This window comes from Burkholderia cenocepacia (assembly GCF_014211915.1).
GTDB classification, from domain to species: Bacteria; Pseudomonadota; Gammaproteobacteria; order Burkholderiales; family Burkholderiaceae; genus Burkholderia; species Burkholderia orbicola.
Genome location: NZ_CP060040.1, coordinates 2,637,398 through 2,653,326, shown reverse-complemented (window position 1 = coordinate 2,653,326; position 15,929 = coordinate 2,637,398). Strand labels below are relative to the sequence as shown.

12 protein-coding genes, 1 pseudogene and 1 riboswitch are annotated in these 15,929 nt (G+C 62.8%); of the genes and pseudogenes, 8 read left to right on the top strand and 5 right to left on the bottom strand.

The window, feature by feature from the left end; all coding sequences use genetic code 11:
- The first annotated feature begins 44 nt into the window (after positions 1 to 44).
- Positions 45 to 1,148, top strand: coding sequence for a LacI family DNA-binding transcriptional regulator (locus SY91_RS28255; RefSeq protein ID WP_006479817.1), 1,104 nt, complete (start codon positions 45 to 47; stop codon positions 1,146 to 1,148).
- A 75-nt stretch (positions 1,149 to 1,223) separates the two neighbouring features.
- Here the strand turns inward: SY91_RS28255 and SY91_RS28250 are convergent, their stop codons facing one another.
- Entirely contained in the window at positions 1,224 to 2,516 is a 1,293-nt protein-coding gene (locus tag SY91_RS28250) for an MFS transporter (protein ID WP_006479818.1), read from the bottom strand.
- Between the two features lie 323 nt (positions 2,517 to 2,839).
- Between SY91_RS28250 and SY91_RS28245 the strand changes: the two genes are divergently transcribed.
- Both SY91_RS28245 and SY91_RS28240 read left to right on the top strand, forming a co-directional pair.
- Positions 2,840 to 4,318, top strand: coding sequence for a DNA-3-methyladenine glycosylase 2 family protein (locus tag SY91_RS28245; protein WP_043886941.1), 1,479 nt, complete (start codon positions 2,840 to 2,842; stop codon positions 4,316 to 4,318).
- Positions 4,315 to 4,848: a methylated-DNA--[protein]-cysteine S-methyltransferase gene (locus SY91_RS28240; RefSeq protein WP_023475349.1), complete on the top strand. Its 534-nt coding sequence runs from the start codon at positions 4,315 to 4,317 to the stop codon at positions 4,846 to 4,848. Before SY91_RS28245 ends, SY91_RS28240 begins: the two co-directional genes overlap by 4 nt.
- A gap of 13 nt (positions 4,849 to 4,861) precedes the next feature.
- Here SY91_RS28240 and SY91_RS28235 read toward each other — a convergent pair whose 3' ends face one another.
- Positions 4,862 to 5,680 carry an AraC family transcriptional regulator gene (locus SY91_RS28235; RefSeq protein WP_023475348.1) on the bottom strand — a complete coding sequence of 273 codons (819 nt, stop codon included), beginning with the start codon at positions 5,678 to 5,680 and terminating at the stop codon, positions 4,862 to 4,864.
- Between the two features lie 77 nt (positions 5,681 to 5,757).
- On the opposite strand from SY91_RS28235, the pseudogene panB reads away from it, so the two are divergent.
- Positions 5,758 to 6,614: pseudogene (gene panB, locus SY91_RS28230) on the top strand (3-methyl-2-oxobutanoate hydroxymethyltransferase).
- Positions 6,615 to 6,642: 28 nt separating this feature from the next.
- On the opposite strand, the gene SY91_RS28225 reads toward panB, so the two are convergent.
- The gene (locus tag SY91_RS28225; protein WP_023475347.1) at positions 6,643 to 7,134 is read right to left on the bottom strand and encodes an Lrp/AsnC family transcriptional regulator; all 492 of its coding nucleotides are present in this window, start codon (positions 7,132 to 7,134) and stop codon (positions 6,643 to 6,645) included.
- 156 nt (positions 7,135 to 7,290) lie between these two features.
- Between SY91_RS28225 and glmS the strand changes: the two genes are divergently transcribed.
- From glmS to SY91_RS35250, 4 genes are all read left to right on the top strand, one after another.
- The gene (glmS, locus tag SY91_RS28220; protein WP_023475346.1) at positions 7,291 to 9,120 is read left to right on the top strand and encodes a glutamine--fructose-6-phosphate transaminase (isomerizing); all 1,830 of its coding nucleotides are present in this window, start codon (positions 7,291 to 7,293) and stop codon (positions 9,118 to 9,120) included.
- 644 nt (positions 9,121 to 9,764) lie between these two features.
- Positions 9,765 to 12,377 (top strand): AAA family ATPase, encoded by a 2,613-nt coding sequence (locus SY91_RS28215; protein WP_023475345.1) that lies wholly within the window; start codon positions 9,765 to 9,767, stop codon positions 12,375 to 12,377.
- 70 nt (positions 12,378 to 12,447) lie between these two features.
- Positions 12,448 to 13,248, top strand: a complete 801-nt coding sequence (locus tag SY91_RS28210) for a serine protease (protein ID WP_185921252.1) — start codon at positions 12,448 to 12,450, stop codon at positions 13,246 to 13,248.
- 275 nt (positions 13,249 to 13,523) lie between these two features.
- Positions 13,524 to 13,847, top strand: a complete 324-nt coding sequence (locus tag SY91_RS35250; RefSeq protein ID WP_260632462.1) for a gamma-glutamylcyclotransferase — start codon at positions 13,524 to 13,526, stop codon at positions 13,845 to 13,847.
- Positions 13,848 to 13,911: 64 nt separating this feature from the next.
- On the opposite strand, the gene SY91_RS28200 is transcribed toward SY91_RS35250, so the two are convergent.
- Together SY91_RS28200 and SY91_RS28195 are read right to left on the bottom strand one after the other, a co-directional pair.
- A complete protein-coding gene (locus SY91_RS28200; protein ID WP_023475344.1) occupies positions 13,912 to 14,259 on the bottom strand; it encodes a hypothetical protein in 348 nt (115 codons plus the stop codon).
- Positions 14,260 to 14,301: 42 nt separating this feature from the next.
- Positions 14,302 to 14,405: riboswitch (SAM-I-IV-variant riboswitch) on the bottom strand.
- A 159-nt stretch (positions 14,406 to 14,564) separates the two neighbouring features.
- The gene (locus tag SY91_RS28195; RefSeq protein WP_043886939.1) at positions 14,565 to 15,917 is read right to left on the bottom strand and encodes an ATP-binding protein; all 1,353 of its coding nucleotides are present in this window, start codon (positions 15,915 to 15,917) and stop codon (positions 14,565 to 14,567) included.
- Positions 15,918 to 15,929 lie beyond the last annotated feature (12 nt).

Genomic DNA, 15,929 nt, shown 5'->3' with positions numbered 1-15,929 from the left:
GGAAAACGTTTTCCAACTATACGCGTGCGCGGCGTCGAGCGTCAATGGTCGAATCTGCTCGCAGCCATCCGCACTTTCCCGATATCGACGGGTGGCTGCACGCCGGCTTTTTCTGCCACAATCCGGCGTTATCGAACGAAAACGTTACCCTTCCGATGAAAAAAGTTTCCTCGACGATCCGCGACGTGGCCGCGGAAGCCGGCGTGTCGGTCGCGACGGTATCGAAGTACGTGAACGGCACGCAACGCTTCTCGCCGACCGTCGAGGCACGGCTCAAGGAGGCCATCGAGCGGCTCGGCTACCGATCGAATCCGCTTGCGCGCTCGATGATCACCGGCCGCACGCGCACCATCGGCCTCGTGATCCTCGACATCAGCAACCCGCACTTCACGAACGTCGTGAAAGGCGCGAACCGCGTCGCGCTGCAGCACGACTACACGCTGCTGCTCGTCGATACCGAGGAGAGCCAGGCGCGCGAACGCTCGCTGATCGAGGCGCTCGCGCAGCGCGTCGACGGGCTGATCGTCAGCACGCGGATGCCCGACGAGGAAGCCGGCTGGATGCTCGACCTCAACAAGCCGCTCGTGCTGCTGCGTCGCAGCCCCGGCCTGCCGATTCCGAGCGTCGGCATCGACAACCGGCTGTCGACCTACATGCTCGCGCGCCACCTGCTCAACCTCGGCCATACGCGCATCGCATATCTCGGCTTCGGCACCGCGCGCGTGAACGACGAACGAATCCAGGGCGCGCGCGACTGCCTCGCCGAAGCGGGGCTCACGCTCGACGTGCACGACGCGCACGCGCCGACCGCCGAGGCCGGCGAGCGTGCGTGCTCGCGCGTGATGCTCGGGCCGCAGCGCCCGCAGGCCGTGATCTGCTACAACGACCTGATCGCGCTCGGCTTCATGAAGGAAGCCGCGTCGCTCGGCTTCCGCCTGCCGCAGGACGTGTCCGTCGCCGGCATCGACAACGTGCCGTACGGCGCATACGCGGCGCCCGCGCTGACGACCGTCGACATCCAGAGCGAGAACATGGGCGAACTTGCGATGCAGAAGCTGATCGATGCGCTCGCCGGGCGCACCGACGCGAGCTATTCGACGTTCGAGCCGCGGCTGATCATGCGCGCGTCGACCGCATCGGCCGGCTGACGCGGTCGCGACGCGTCACGTCCCCGAACGCAAAAACGCCGCCCGAGGGCGGCGTTGTCGCTTGCCGATACGCGATCACGCATCGAGTTTCGCGGGCTTCATCTTCGGCGTGAGCACGTGCATCACGGCCAGCGCGATCAGGTAGGCCGACGCGCCGATCGCGAACAGCACCCAGTAGTGGCCGGTGCGCTGCAGCACCTGGCCGATCACTTCCGAGAACAGCACGCCGCCGATCGAGCCGGCCATCCCGCCGATACCGACCACCGATGCGACCGCGCGGCGCGGGAACAGGTCGGACGCCGTCGTGAACAGGTTCGCCGACCAGCCCTGGTGCGCGGCGGCGGCGAGGCCGACGATCAGCACCGCGATCCACAGGCTCTGCACCTGCGACACGAACGCGATCGGCAGCACGCAACATGCGCAGATCAGCATCGCCGTCTTGCGCGCCCGGTTCACGCTCCAGCCCGCACGCAGCAGCATCGACGACAGCCAGCCGCCGCCGATGCTGCCGACCGTCGTCAGCGCATAGATGCACACGAGCGGCAAACCGATGTGCTGCATGTCCATCCCGCGCGATTCGTTGAGCCACTTCGGCAGCCAGAACAGGTAGAACCACCACACCGGATCGGTCAGGAACTTGCCGATCAGGAAGGCCCACGTCTCGCGCTTGCGGATCAGTTCGCCCCAGCGCGGCGCGCCGGCGTTCGCGTTCGCCGCGTCGAGCGCTTCGGCTTCGTCGCGCGGCTCGTCGTATTCCGCGGCGAGCGCGCGCGTGTCGGCCGTGCGATACATCACCAGCCACACCGCGAGCCACACGATGCCGATCGCGCCGATGATCACGAACGCCGCGCGCCAGCCGTAGGCCACCGCGATCGCGGGGATGATCGCCGGCGCGAACACCGCGCCGATGTTCGCGCCCGAGTTGAAGATGCCGGTGGCGAGCGCGCGTTCGCGGCGCGGGAACCATTCGGCCGTCGTCTTGATCGCGGCCGGGAAGTTGCCGCCCTCGCCGATCCCGAGCAGCGCACGCACGAACGCGAAGCCCGTCACCGAGCCGACCGCCGCATGCAGCATCGCGGCGATGCTCCATACCAGCATCGCCACTGCGTACGACACGCGCGTGCCGAGCCAGTCGACGATGCGCCCGAAGCCGAGCAGACCCAGCGCATAGAACGCCGAAAACGCCATCACGATGCGGCCGTACTGCACCTGGCTCCAGCCGATGTCGTGCTGGAGCATCGGCGCGAGCAGGCCGAGGATCTGCCGATCCATGTAGTTGATCACGGTCGCGAAGAACAGCAGCGCACAGACGGTCCAGCGGTAGCGGCTGGCGGCCGCGCGCACGGCGCCGACGACGGCAGATTGCATGAATGTCTCCGATGCGCGGTCGCGCCCGTCGCGCCGCGCGGTATTCGTTGACCGGCGACCGGCGCCGGGGCGAACGGCCCACGCGCTGACGCACCGGCCCTTTTCGCCAACCCATCTGGAAAACGTTTTTCAAAGGATAGGGCGTCTGCCGGTGCCGTGTCAGTCGGGGATTTCGATGAGTCATCTCAAATTAGTCGCGGTAAAAGAGACGACTGTTTCGCAAAGTGGTATTAACCGTTTTTCCCCTGATTTTCCCGCTGCGGCGCGGCAGGCGCGCGGCAGCCGAGACACATGTCCGATTCCAGCCAGAATCGACCGCGGGGATGGTTTACAGTCGTCCCATGCGCCTCGATCCCGACACCTGCTACGACGCCCTGCTTTCGCGGAACCGCCGCTTCGACGGCTGGTTCTTCGTCGGCGTCGCGACGACCGGGGTGTACTGCCGCCCGGTCTGCCCGGTGAAGCCGCCGAAAGCGCAAAACTGCAGCTACTACCCGACCGCCGCGGCCGCCGAGAAAGCCGGCTTCCGGCCCTGCATGCGCTGCCGCCCCGAACTCGCGCCCGGCCACGGGCTGCTCGACCTGTCCGGCAATCTCGCCGACGCGGCCGCGACGCTGATCGACGACGGTTTCCTGAACGCGCATTCCGTCGCCGCGCTCGCACGGCGCGTCGGCGTGACCGAACGCCATCTGCGCCGCATCTTCAGCGCGCAGTTCGGCGTGTCGCCGGTCGAGTTCGCGCAGACGCAGCGGCTGCTGATGGCCAAGCGGCTGCTGACCGATACCGCGCTGCCGGTGGCCGTCGTCGCGTCGACGGCCGGGTTCGGCAGCGTACGGCGCTTCAATGACCTGTTCCGTCAGCGCTACGGCCTCAATCCGCTGCGACTGCGCAAAGGGGCCGGCGCGTCGGCCGACGGCGACATGACCTTCCCGCTGCCGTACCGGCCGCCGTTCGCGTGGGCCGACCTGATGCGTTTTCTTGCGCAGCGGCAGATCGACGGCGTCGAGCGGATCGACGCGCGCGGTTATGCACGCGTCGTCGAATTGCCGAATCGACACGACGGCGGCTGCGTGGCCGGCTGGCTGTCCGTCGCGCACGTGCCGCAGCGCTTCGCGCTGGCCGTCACCGTGTCGCCCGCGCTGACGCCGGTCGTACCGGCCGTACTCGCACGCGTGCGCCGGCTGTTCGATCTCGACAGCCGGCCCGACGTGATCGACGCGCATCTCGGCGATCTCGCGAGCGGCTCGCCGGGGCTGCGCGTGCCCGGCGCGTTCGACGGCCTGGAGATCGCGATCCGTGCGATCGCGGGCGAGCAGCTGGCGGCGGCGCAGGCCGATATGCCGTTGCTCGCACGAATCGCGGAGCGCTTCGGTCACTCGGTCGATGGTGCGCCGCCGGGCCTCATGCGCGCCCTGCCCTGTGCCGCGACACTGGCCGCGCTGCCGCCTTCGGCCCTCGAAACGATCGGCATCGAGCGCGACATGGCGCACGCGATCGTGTCGCTCGCCCGCGCGGTCGACGACGGCACGCTCGCGCTCGAACCGATGGCGCCGCTCGATGCAACGCTCGCCGCGCTGCGCGCGCTGCCCGGCTTCGACGAACGCGCGGTGCAGTACGTCGCGATGCGTGCGATGGCATGGCCGAATGCATTCCCCGCCGACGACGTGTTGCTGTCCGCCCGCGCCGCCCGCACCGACCGCACGCGCGTGCCATCAGCAGCACCGCATGCGGCGCGCTGGGCGCCGTGGCGCGCGTATGCCGCACTGCATGTGTGGCGTCTTCATGGAGATGTATCGCGATGACTCCCGCTCACCTGATTCCGAGCCCGCTGGGCGACATCGCCGTACGCATCGAGGACGATGCGCTGACCGGCCTGTACTTCGTCGGCCAGAAATACTTCCCGTCGCTTGCGATCCTGAACGACGCGCACACGCTCGCCAGGTCGCCGGTCGCCCGCCGGGTCGCGGAAGAAATCGCCGAATACTTCACCGGCGCGCGCGACACGTTCTCGGTGCCGATCCACCTGCGCGGCACCGCGTTTCAGCGACGCGTCTGGCAGGAACTGCTTGCGATTCCGTTCGGCGAACTCGTGTCGTATGGCGACATCACCGAACGCGTCGGGCTGCCGATGAGCGGCGCACGCGCCGTGGGCGGTGCGGTCGGCCGCAATCCGGTATCGATCATCGTGCCGTGCCATCGCGTGGTCGGCGCATCGGGCAGCCTGACCGGCTATGCGGGCGGCATCGATCGCAAACGTGCGCTGCTGTCGCTCGAAGGCGCAGAGCTTTCACGCGGCGCGCATCATCCGATGCAGCAGGCGCTCGCGTTCTGATCGACGAAGCGCGTCACGCGGGCAGCAGCGGCCGGCGCGCTTCACGCTTCGCATATGCGCCGGGTGTCATGCGGAATTTCGTCTGGAACAACGCGATGAACGACGACGTCGAGTCGTAACCCAGCTGCGCGGCCACCGTGCCGATCGGCTCGCCTGCATCGAGCAGCGGCAGCGACGCGACCAGCCGCACGCCCTGCCGCCATTCGGTAAACGACAGCCCCGTGTCCTGCCGGAACAGCCGCGACAGCGTGCGCCGCGTCGCGCCGACCTGATGGCCCCATTCGTCGAGACTGCGCGTATCGCCCGGCGCCGCATGCAACGCGCGCGCGATTTTCAGCAGGCGCGGATCGCGCGGCAGCGGCACCGTGAGCGGCGCCGGCTGCATGCGCGCGATCCGGTCCGCGATCAGGCACACGAGCGCACCGTCGGGCCCCGCCTCGTCGTAATTCACCGGCAACTCGCCGGTCGCGATCACCAGTTCGCGCAGCAGCGGCGTCATGCAGAGGATCGTGCAATCGTCGTTCACGTCGCTGCGCGCAATGGCTTCGTCGAGATACAGGCTGTGGAACGCGACGCAATCGCGCGTCGACACCGCATGCGGCACATGCGGCGGAATCCACATCGCGTAGTGCGGCGGCAGCAGTTGCCGGCCCGACGGCGTCGACACCTCGAGCACGCCGCTCGTCGCATACATCAACTGCGCCCACGGATGACTGTGCGCGTCGACGCTCACGTTACCGGGAATGCCGAACGCCCGCACGTACAGCGGCCTCGGTAGGCGCGCCATCGGCGGCACCGCGTAAGGGTCGCCGGGTTGTCCCGACAGCAACATAAGACGTCCTCCGAAGGTCATTGCACGAACGCACGCGATGCTACCGTGGCGGCTCCCTTTTCACACGGCTTCCGCCCATGAGCGCTCATACCCGCATCACCCGCAAGACCGTCACCGCGATCCGTTCGACCAAAGGCATCGGCAGCCTCGTGTCGCTGACCGCGTACTCCGCGCCGATGGCGAAGCTCGTCGATGAAGTAGCCGACGTGATCATCGTCGGCGACTCCGTCGGCATGGTGCTGTACGGGATGCCCGATACGCTGCGCGTCACGCTCGACATGATGATTGCACATGGGGCGGCCGTCGTGCGCGGCGCGGCGCCGCGCAGGCGTGCGTCGTCGTCGACCTGCCGTTCTCCACGTTCCAGGAATCGCCCGCGCAAGCCTATCGCTCCGCCGCGCGGCTGCTCGCCGAAACCGGCGCGCAGGCCGTGAAGCTCGAAGGCGGCTGCGAGATGACCGACACGATCCGCTTCCTGACCGATCGCGGCATTCCGGTGATGGCGCATGTCGGCCTCATGCCGCAGCAAGCCAACGCGACGGGCGGCTTCCGCGCGCAGGGCATGGACCCGCGTTCGGCCGCGCAGGTGTTCGACGCCGCGTGTGCGGCCGAGCGGGCCGGCGCGTTCAGCGTCGTCATCGAAGGCACCGCCGAAGCGCTCGCGCGCCACCTGACCGAAACGCTGACGATCCCGACGATCGGCATCGGCGCATCGCCCGCATGTGACGGGCAGGTGCTCGTGACCGAGGACATGATCGGCGCATTCGATGCGTACACGCCGCGCTTCGTGAAGCGCTACGCGGATGCGAACGCGGTGATGCGCGACGCGATCCGCCAGTACGCGCACGACGTGCGGCAGCGCGTGTTTCCCGAGCCCGCGCATTGCTTCGGATACGGCAAGCCGCTGCAACTGGCGGAAGCGGCTGCTGCTTGATGCCGGACGAACACGCGGTGGACTTACGTCATGTGCGCTTGCGCGTCGCGTGCGCGACCCGCGCGTTCGCTTCGAACTTCGCGCGATGCGTCGAGAAAAACGTCCGCACGTTGCGGACGTTCGATGCACCGGTGAACAGCCGCCGCGCGAATTCGTCGTATTCGGCGACGTCGGCCAGATCGGCGATCACGACGAAATCGGGCCCCGGCGACACGCGGTAGCACTGCGTGACGGCCGGCTCCGCGCACACGTACGCTTCGAACGCGTCGTAGTCTTCGGCCGTCTGCCGGTCGAGGCTGATCTCGATCAGCGCGGTGACGGCCGTGCCGATCGCGACCGGATCGAGCACCGCGACCTGCCGACGGATCACGCCGGCCTCCGTCAGCCGGCGCACGCGACGCATGCAGGTGGGCGGCGACGACAGCGCGCGCTCGGCGAGTTGCAGGTTCGATACCGATGCATCGTCCTGCAGGATCGCGAGGATGCGCAGGTCGAGGTCGTCGAGGGTGATGCCGGCCATCGGCCACTCCTTCCCGTCAGAGAGTGAAATTTAATTTCAATATGATAGACGATATACCATCCATTTCATTATCTGTTATTTTTTGAAATTTAATTCCATTTCGCTGGTTCTACCATCGCTCTCACTGATCCAGACAGGACATTTACGGAGCGCGATATGTGTGGAATTGTCGGGGCGGTTGCCCAGCGGGACATCCTGCCGAACCTCGTCGACGGCCTGAAGCGGCTCGAATACCGCGGCTACGATTCGTGCGGCGTCGTGGTCTACCGCGACCGCGCGCTGGCGCGCGCCCGCAGCGTCGATCGCGTCGCGAACCTGCAGCGCGAGATTGCCGACCAAGCGTTGTCCGGTTACACGGGCATCGCGCATACGCGCTGGGCCACGCATGGCGCGCCCGTCACGCTCAACGCGCATCCGCACTTCTCGCCAAGCGACGCCAATGCGCGCATCGCGCTGTCGCACAACGGGATCATCGAGAACTGCGATCAACTGCGCGCGGAACTGCAGGCGCACGGCTATGTGTTCGCGAGCCAGACCGACAGCGAGGCGATCGCGCATCTGATCGACCATCTGTACGACGGCGACCTGTTCGACGCGGTACGGCGCGCGGTCGCGCGACTGCGCGGCAGCTATGCGATCGCGGTGATGTGCCGCGATGAGCCGCACCGGATCGTCGGCGCACGCGACGGGATGCCGCTCGTCGTCGGGGTCGGCGAAGGCGAGAATTTTCTGGCGTCCGACGCGATTGCGCTGTCGGGTATCACCGATCGCATTGCGTACCTGGAGAACGGCGACGTCGCCGATATCCAACTGCATCGCTACTGGATCGTCGATGCGAACGGTCAGCGCGTCGAGCGCGCGGTGCAACGCGTCGCCGCGCATAGCGGCGCGGCCGATCTCGGATCGTATCGCTACTACATGCAGAAGGAGATCTTCGAGCAGCCGCAGGCCGTGGCCGATACGCTGCTCGACGTTTCGTCGATCATGCCCGAGCTGTTCGGCGACGGCGCGTGGCGCGTGTTCAATGACGTCGATTCGGTGCTGCTGCTCGCGTGCGGCGGCAGCTATCACGCGGCGCTGACCGCGAAGTACTGGATCGAAAGCATCGCGAAGCTGCCGGCCAGCGTGGAGATTGCCAGCGAGTTCCGTTATCGCGACAGCGTGCCGAATCCGCGCACGCTGGTGGTTGCGGTATCGCAGAGCGGCGAGACGGCCGACGTGCTCGGGGCCGTGCATGTCGCGAAACGCAGCGGGATGATCCACACGCTCGCGATCTGCAACGTGGCGACGAGTGCGCTGATGCGCGAATGCGCGCTGCAGTTCGTGACGCGTGCGGGGGTCGAGATCGGCGTGGCGTCGACGAAGGCGTTTACGACGCAGCTCGTCGCGCTGTTCCTGCTGACGCTGTCGCTGGCGCAGGTGCGCGGGCGGCTGAATGACGACGACGAGAAGGAACATCTGCGGACGCTGCGGCATCTGCCCGATGCGATGTCGAAAGTGCTCGCGCTGGAACCGCAGATCATGGCGTGGTCGGAGCTACTCGCGCGACGCGACAACATGCTGTTTCTCGGGCGCGGGATGCATTATCCGATCGCATTGGAAGGCGCGCTGAAGATGAAGGAGATTTCGTATATTCATGCGGAGGCTTATCCGGCGGGTGAGTTGAAGCATGGGCCGCTGGCGCTCGTCAGCAATGAAATGCCGGTGATCGCGGTCGCGCCGAATGACATGTTGCTCGAGAAACTCCGGTCGAACATGCATGAGGTCAGTGCGCGGAACGGGCGGCTCTTCGTGTTCGCTGACGTGGACTGCGGGATCGTGCCGGGTGAAGGGATCGAGGTGATTCGGCTCAATGAGTATTACGGGCCGTTGTCGCCGATTTTGCATACGGTGCCGATGCAACTGCTCGCGTATCACGCGGCGTTGGCGCGGGGGACGGATATTGATAAGCCTAGGAATCTGGCCAAGTCGGTGACGGTGGAGTGAGGGCGAGTGAACCGTGCCGCGCCCACAAAAATGCGGACAGGTTCCACTTGAAGCTTGCTACAAAAATTTTCCTTAGGGCCTTTGTCCCGCCCGCAAACTCGGGCGGGACGCAGCTTAACGGAAACGAATAGAACTAAAGCGCAGCCCTCTAGCATGCCTCGAGAGCGGAGAAACCTCCGCCTCCGAGGTCCCCGCGCCACCCGCCAGCGAACGCATCTGCGAGCACCTCCGGCGCTGTGAGACCGTCAACCAACGCACGTGCGCCCCGGTAAACGCAATGTCGACCTACACCCTCCAAGGAGTAGCACCTATCAACACGCCCCTCACCGAGGTTACCCACTCGAAAGGCGCGGGATATAGTACTAGGTTCCCATTTCGATGCACACGGAGAGATACGGGTAGCGAGTCGCCCTAGTAGCCTCGCATTGCAGACTCACACTTCTGGATGACTCACAACTCGCGTGCATAGTCTCTCGGCGCGTCGTCTTGTTGAAAACGGTTGCAGGGGTCGGTCAAAAAAATACCGATTTTTCGGTATACGCATTTATATTCGCGCGTATAACATTAAAATATCTATCCCATTTCAAATAATGCACCGACCAAAGCAACTACATCAGTCTCGATAAATTACGGGGGCTTGACCTGTGACAATCATCCAAGAAATTCATCAGTGGTCGAAGACTCTTTCGGCCTGGCAGCAAGACGCTATTGCCCGACTGTACGAGAATCGCGAGCTGTCGCCGGAGGACATCGAGGACATCTATGCGCTTGCCAAGGTTGAAGCGGGTATCCCCGACGAGCATGGCCGAGTAGCCAAGAAGTTAGCAAGCACCGAGGTCGCCCCTCAGACCAACCCCACTCGACTTGTTCAGATTGTCGCCATCAAAGAGTTACAACACGTCAACGCGTTGGTTCAAGGCGGTCGCCTCCCAATTTCGCCGACCGGTCTGACCGTTATCTACGGCGAAAATGGAGCAGGGAAATCTGGCTACTCCAGAATATTCAAACATGCATGCCGCGCACGGGACCGGAGAGAGCCTATCCTGCCCAACGCTCGCTTGGACCCGAAGGATGTCGGTACTGCACAGGCGGTATTCGAAACCATTGTCGATGGCACTACGGTCGACTTCGTGTGGAAGCATCGCGCAGAACCGCCTGTACCGCTCGCGGATATCTCAATCTTCGACACCCACTGCGCACGTGCGTATATCGACAACCAGGGTGATTTCGCTTACGTGCCGTACGGGCTCGATATTCTCGAAGGGCTGGTGAGTCTGTGTGGGAAACTGAGGGCGCGCGCGACGAAAGAAAAGGGGGACTCGTCGCCGAGCGACGCGGCGTACTCTGTGCTAATTAGCCAGACCACCGCAGTCGGCCGCGCACTTAGCGGCATTTCCAAGAAGACCACCAGAGAAGAGATAGAGAAGCTGGCAGAGCTGTCGGACGACGAGGTCAATCGCCGAGAAACCTTGACGAAGACGCTTTCCGAAGCGGACCCGAAGACGAAAGCCCGAGAGATTCGAAACAAGGCGCTTCGCGTTAAAGGGCTCAAGACGCAGATTGATACTAAGGTCGGAACTGTCTCCGCCGAAAAGCTCCATAATCTTCAGGAACTTATCAGCAAATCGAACGCCGCGAGGAAAGTCGCCGATACCGCAGCTGAAGCGTTTCGAAGTGAGCCGGGGCAGCTTCCAGGCACTGGTGGCGACGAGTGGAAGACGCTGTTTGACGCCGCTCGCGACTTCGCAGCCATCTCTCACGCCGGCCACCAAATTTCTGCTCTTCCGAAAGATGCACAGTGCCCGCTCTGTCAGAATGAACTGGGCGCAGAAGGCGCAAGCAGGCTCAGTCGCTTCGACGCGTTTATTAAAGACAAGGTTGAGCAGGCTGCGAAGGACGCACGGAGCCTGGCAAAGGACGCGTACAACACGATAAAGAATGCGAAGCTCGACTTTGTGATCGATCCTGCCATGAAGGAAGAGCTCAACACTCTGGATGCACGGCTGTTGCCGCTTTGCGAGCAATCGGAAGCCGTTTTGAAGACTCGACAATCCGAAGCGTTGCTTGCGTCTGCGGGCACTCTGCCGTGGGAAAACGTATGCACCGTGCAGAACGACGCTGCCGTTCGACTCGAAGAGATTGCCGACGCGCTGGAAGCTCAGGCAAAGACCCTCGAAGCATCGGCCGACGAGGTCGCTCGCACAAAGCTGGTACTCGAACGAGCTGAACTTGACGCAAGGCACAAGCTTCGCGAGGTGAAGGACGCCGTGTTCGAGGCAATTGCGAAATATGAGTATTGCGCGAAGTTGCAAACGTGCATCAACGGTACCGACACGCGTGCGATTTCCCGAAAGTCCACCGACCTGTCCCGAACTCTTGCAAGTAAGGAGTTGGCGGATGCGCTGAACGACGAGCTCACTAGGTTGAAGTGCCATGAGTTGCAGGTTGTCATGAAGCCAGAATCACCCGGCGGTCGAACGCAGTTCAAGCTCACGCTTCAACTGCCGGGCAACGCGACGCCGGCCGCAATTCTCAGTGAAGGCGAACAGCGCGCCATCGCTATCGCGTCGTTCCTCGCGGAAACCAAGCTCAGTGGCGGTCGCGGCGGCATTGTCTTCGACGACCCGGTCTCGTCGCTCGACCATCGCCGCCGTTGGGAAGTCGCGGAGCGCCTCGTCGAAGAGTCGCTTAAGCGGCAGGTCATCGTGTTCACGCACGACATATATTTCCTGTGCATTCTTGAACAGAAGGCTGATGAGCTAAAAACCCCGCTCCAAGCAAACTACATCCGCCGCACTGTCGATGGATTTGGTGCACATTCCGATGGTCTTCCCTTCGACGTGCTCGGGACGAAGAATCGCATTGGCAAGCTGCGGCAGATGCTTGTAGAGGTTCGCAAGGCGCATGCTGACGGAGACGAGGACGCGCATCGGACCCTCACAGCGCGTGCGTATGGTGATTTGCGCCTCGCGTGGGAGCGGTGTGTGGAAGAGGTCCTCTTCAACGGTGCGATTCAACGCTTTGGCGAGGGTGTTTCAACACAACGGCTGAAAGAAGTCGCTGTCTCGGACGATGACTATCGCGCAATAGAAGCAGGGATGACTAAATGCTCGAAATTCGAGCACGACGCTGCCGCCCGCGTCGGCAGGTTACCCATCCCTCAGCCCGATGAGCTTAGTGAAGACATTGAGAAGCTCGAATCATGGCGGGAGCAGATTGTTCGTAGGCGCACCCCCATCCGCGCGGCGAGGGGTTAGACCTCGTCGATACTTGAAAGCTGCTGAAGTATGCTGGCGTCCCTATCTGACATCCATGGCTCAACGCGACATGCCTGAAGAACTCTACGGTCGAATCTCTCCCGCCTGCTGCTACGTGACGGTGTTTCTGGACGACGAAAAGATTAGCGAAGGTTCGGGATACGCGTACACGCCCAGCGGTGAGGTTATGACAGCTGCACATGTTGTCACTGGACGATTTCCCATTCGAAGGAGCGACTACACCGCCCCCGAGTTGAAGATATTCTGCAAATTTCCTGGAATTCCCGTAGCTGAGTATGCTGTAGTTATGTGTTGCCCAGAGATACAGGTCCCGGGCTTTACGAGTAATGTTCAGTTAGACTTGGCGATACTGCATCCGAAGATTCCTTTTCCCGACACGCTTCACTGGATACCAGTTCCACTGGAGACACCTCGTCTCGGTCAACGCGTATTTATGGCCGGCTATTCAGAGGAGTTGCGGCTGCCCTTTGATGTAGACCGATTGCTGTGTCCTGCAATGGAAGGCGCTGATGCATTCAAAGCCGCAATGGATAAAGGGTATCAGGCAGATATGACTGGCCCGCTTATCAAGCAAGGGCACATCGGAAACATCAGGCGTATTGTGGTGACAACTGCTGGCGGCGAAACGCTGGAGTGCGACGTCATGTATATCGACAACGCGATGCATACAGGCGCTAGCGGCGGGCCTCTCGTCAACGAGAGAGGTGAAGCCATTGGCGTTCTGTCCCAACGAGCTGTGACGACTGTTGATATTGGCAAAGATGGTAATACCCGAGTTCCTTCAGGGTGCACGGTAGCCATCAGCCTCTTGCCACTACGTTTTCTCGCGGGGGCCAGCACTGCCACATAGCCGGCTCCAACGACAGCGCACTCATGCAAGAGAGAAGAATACTTTTAAGCATTCACTAGCGCTGAACAGTGTGGGGAAAAAATGTTCAAATCAAACGAATTCGCATACTTTGCATACGGGTCCAACATGAGTGCGCCGCGCCTGACCACCCGCATCAAACCGATTCGGCATATCGCGAATGGATACCCCGATGGATTTAACTCACGTTCGACAAAGCTTCCATAGATGACTCAGGCAATTGCGATTGCAATTTCACTGGAAAACCGGGGCATCACGTGTGGGGGGTACTCTTTGCTATTGATACCAGCAGTTTGCCGGCCTTGGACAAATACGAAGATGCCAGCCGCACCTCTGAGCTGCAAGAAGTTCAAGTTCAGACTGACCAAGGAGTCGTTACCGCATTCACTTACTTCGCAACCAAGACAGAGCTGGGACTAAGGCCGTACCACTGGTACAAATATCACGTGTTGTACGGGGCTCGTGCGGCAAAACTTCCTCCCGACTACATAGCAGCAATCGAGCAGTTTGAGGAAATTCAGGACCTCGACTTGGTTCGATCTGAGCGAAATCTGGCGGTCTATTGCGACGTCCGGGAGTAATCGTTCAGGCATCACGCCGCGAGAAGTCATGTCAGCAAATGCGGTGGCGACGCAAATGTATCGTCTAACGACCTTTCTCCGACGCATGTCCAGAACCACCCCGAACAAAATGATGCTCGACCTTCGTGCGAAGCACCCCCTCCAGCGCGGCAAGCCGTTCACGCAGCCGCACCGCTTGCCCTTCCGTCATCTCGCCGAGCACGATCTTCTGTTCGAGCACGTCGCCACAGCGCGTGATGGCCCACCGATCGACCGTCGCCGTTTCACCTTCGAGCACGGCCGCCGCGGTCGAAACGATGCCCGGATTCCGTCTCGAAACGAGATGAACCGTATGCGTCAACGTGAAACCGGGAAGAAAATGCGACCAGTCTTCACAGACCGTCGGGCGGGAAGCGGAGGAAACTTGGCTCATGGTTGCTCCGGATGAATGGTTATCGAACCGGTGCCAGCCATGCTGCTCCCGTTTCGTTGCCGTCAATCGGCCGCATCGCCTCGAGGGCGTCCACCTTGCCCGGGAGGGCAGGTTGGCGTCGGGAAACCCGACTCTGGATGCTTGATTTCTCACGTTCGACATTCCGAACGTGGATTCATTATATCGAAAAATCGGCGGCGAACAAGGAGTCTGTGAAAAGCAGTACTTCTGCGGGACAGGCGCCCCCCGCCCGCCCCACCTCCACCGAGCGCCTCGTATGAGGGTCGGAATCCCGTCGTATCCGGCTAAAACCGGACACTGAACCGCGTCCCCGTCGCCAGCACATCGACCGTCAGTGTCCATTGATGGGCCTCGGCAATCTCCTTGCAGATGGCCAAGCCGAGCCCCGCACCGTCATACCGCGAATCCGGCGCCCGCCAGTATCGATCGAAGACCAGCGGAAGATGTTCTCGCCGAATCCCCGGCCCTTCATCTTCGACATGAATCGCCGTATCAAGAACAGTCAGCACCACGACCCCGCCCGACGGCGACGCGTTGATCGCATTCTCGAGCAGGTTCTTGAGCAGGATGAAAAGCGCCCCGCCGTCCGCGCGTATGGGTGCCACGGAATCACGCGCTTCGATATGAAGCGTCACCTGCTTCGCATCGGCCTTGCCGGCCAGCAAGCTCACGATGTCCCGCGCGACGTCGGCACCATTCACGTCGCCGAAACTGAAGTTCTGCGCCTCGCTGACTTCAGCCAGATGCAGCAGTTGCTTCACCTGCCGGGCCATCAGATCGATCTCGCGAAGCAAAAGCGCCTTCTGGCTGATGTCGGGCTGCAACTCGATCTGCCCTCTGACGAGCGTGAGCGGCGTCTGCAACTCGTGCGCGGCATCGGCCAGAAACTGCTGCTGCACCGCGAAGCCGTTCTCGAGCCGGGTCAGCGCGTCGTTGAACGCATCGATCAGCGGCTTGATCTCGCTGGGAATCCCGGCTGACGACAGCCGCGTCTTCAGGTTGCGCGGCTCGATTTCCCGCGCGGCACGCGATACCTCCCGCAACGGCTTCAGCACGTGACCGATCGTCAACGGCAGCGTCAGTCCGAAAATGACGGTCGCAATGACCAGCACATAAACGACGGTCTTCGGGATCGGATCGATCCGCGTCCTGACGAGCGCATCGACGAGTTGGTTGCTGTGCGCCACCTGCACGTAATAGACGACGCTCCCGTTCAACGCGCGCTGCGTCGCGACCGCGTACGCCTTGCCGTCGATCGTGGCGGGCAGCACCTTGCCTGCCACCGTCGCGAGGTCCTCCGTCAGCCACGGTCGATCTTCGTTCGAAGGCACCGACGCCAACAACACCTTCCCCGTCGCATCGAGCACCCGATACTTCACGTCGGCCGGCAAGAGCCGGAACATCACCGCCGGATGCTCGCCCAATCGCACGGATGCCGGGCGCCCGGCCGCATCGAAACGCATCCCGGCCACGATATGACGGATGCTCTCCATCTGCTGGCGCCGTCCCAGGAACTCGGGATATCGATCCAGAAAATACACGGAAAGCGCGGACAGCAGCGCCAGGCTGATGGCGAACGCGGCAACGTTGGTCACCCACAGACGCGTCGACAGACGCAGGGCCCAATGACGAAACATGGCGGTTTTCTT

Excerpts from the sequence above, each read along its gene's own strand:
- SY91_RS28235 (WP_023475348.1), bottom strand. The coding sequence starts at position 5,680 with ATGTTGCTGTCGGGACAACCCGGCGACCCTTACGCGGTGCCGCCGATG.
- SY91_RS28240 (WP_023475349.1), top strand. The coding sequence starts at position 4,315 with ATGACTCCCGCTCACCTGATTCCGAGCCCGCTGGGCGACATCGCCGTA.
- SY91_RS28255 (WP_006479817.1), top strand. The coding sequence starts at position 45 with ATGGTCGAATCTGCTCGCAGCCATCCGCACTTTCCCGATATCGACGGG.
- SY91_RS28210 (WP_185921252.1), top strand. The coding sequence starts at position 12,448 with ATGCCTGAAGAACTCTACGGTCGAATCTCTCCCGCCTGCTGCTACGTG.
- SY91_RS28250 (WP_006479818.1), bottom strand. The coding sequence starts at position 2,516 with ATGCAATCTGCCGTCGTCGGCGCCGTGCGCGCGGCCGCCAGCCGCTAC.
- SY91_RS28225 (WP_023475347.1), bottom strand. The coding sequence starts at position 7,134 with ATGGCCGGCATCACCCTCGACGACCTCGACCTGCGCATCCTCGCGATC.
- glmS (WP_023475346.1), top strand. The coding sequence starts at position 7,291 with ATGTGTGGAATTGTCGGGGCGGTTGCCCAGCGGGACATCCTGCCGAAC.
- SY91_RS28245 (WP_043886941.1), top strand. The coding sequence starts at position 2,840 with ATGGTTTACAGTCGTCCCATGCGCCTCGATCCCGACACCTGCTACGAC.
- SY91_RS28195 (WP_043886939.1), bottom strand. The coding sequence starts at position 15,917 with ATGTTTCGTCATTGGGCCCTGCGTCTGTCGACGCGTCTGTGGGTGACC.
- SY91_RS28200 (WP_023475344.1), bottom strand. The coding sequence starts at position 14,259 with ATGAGCCAAGTTTCCTCCGCTTCCCGCCCGACGGTCTGTGAAGACTGG.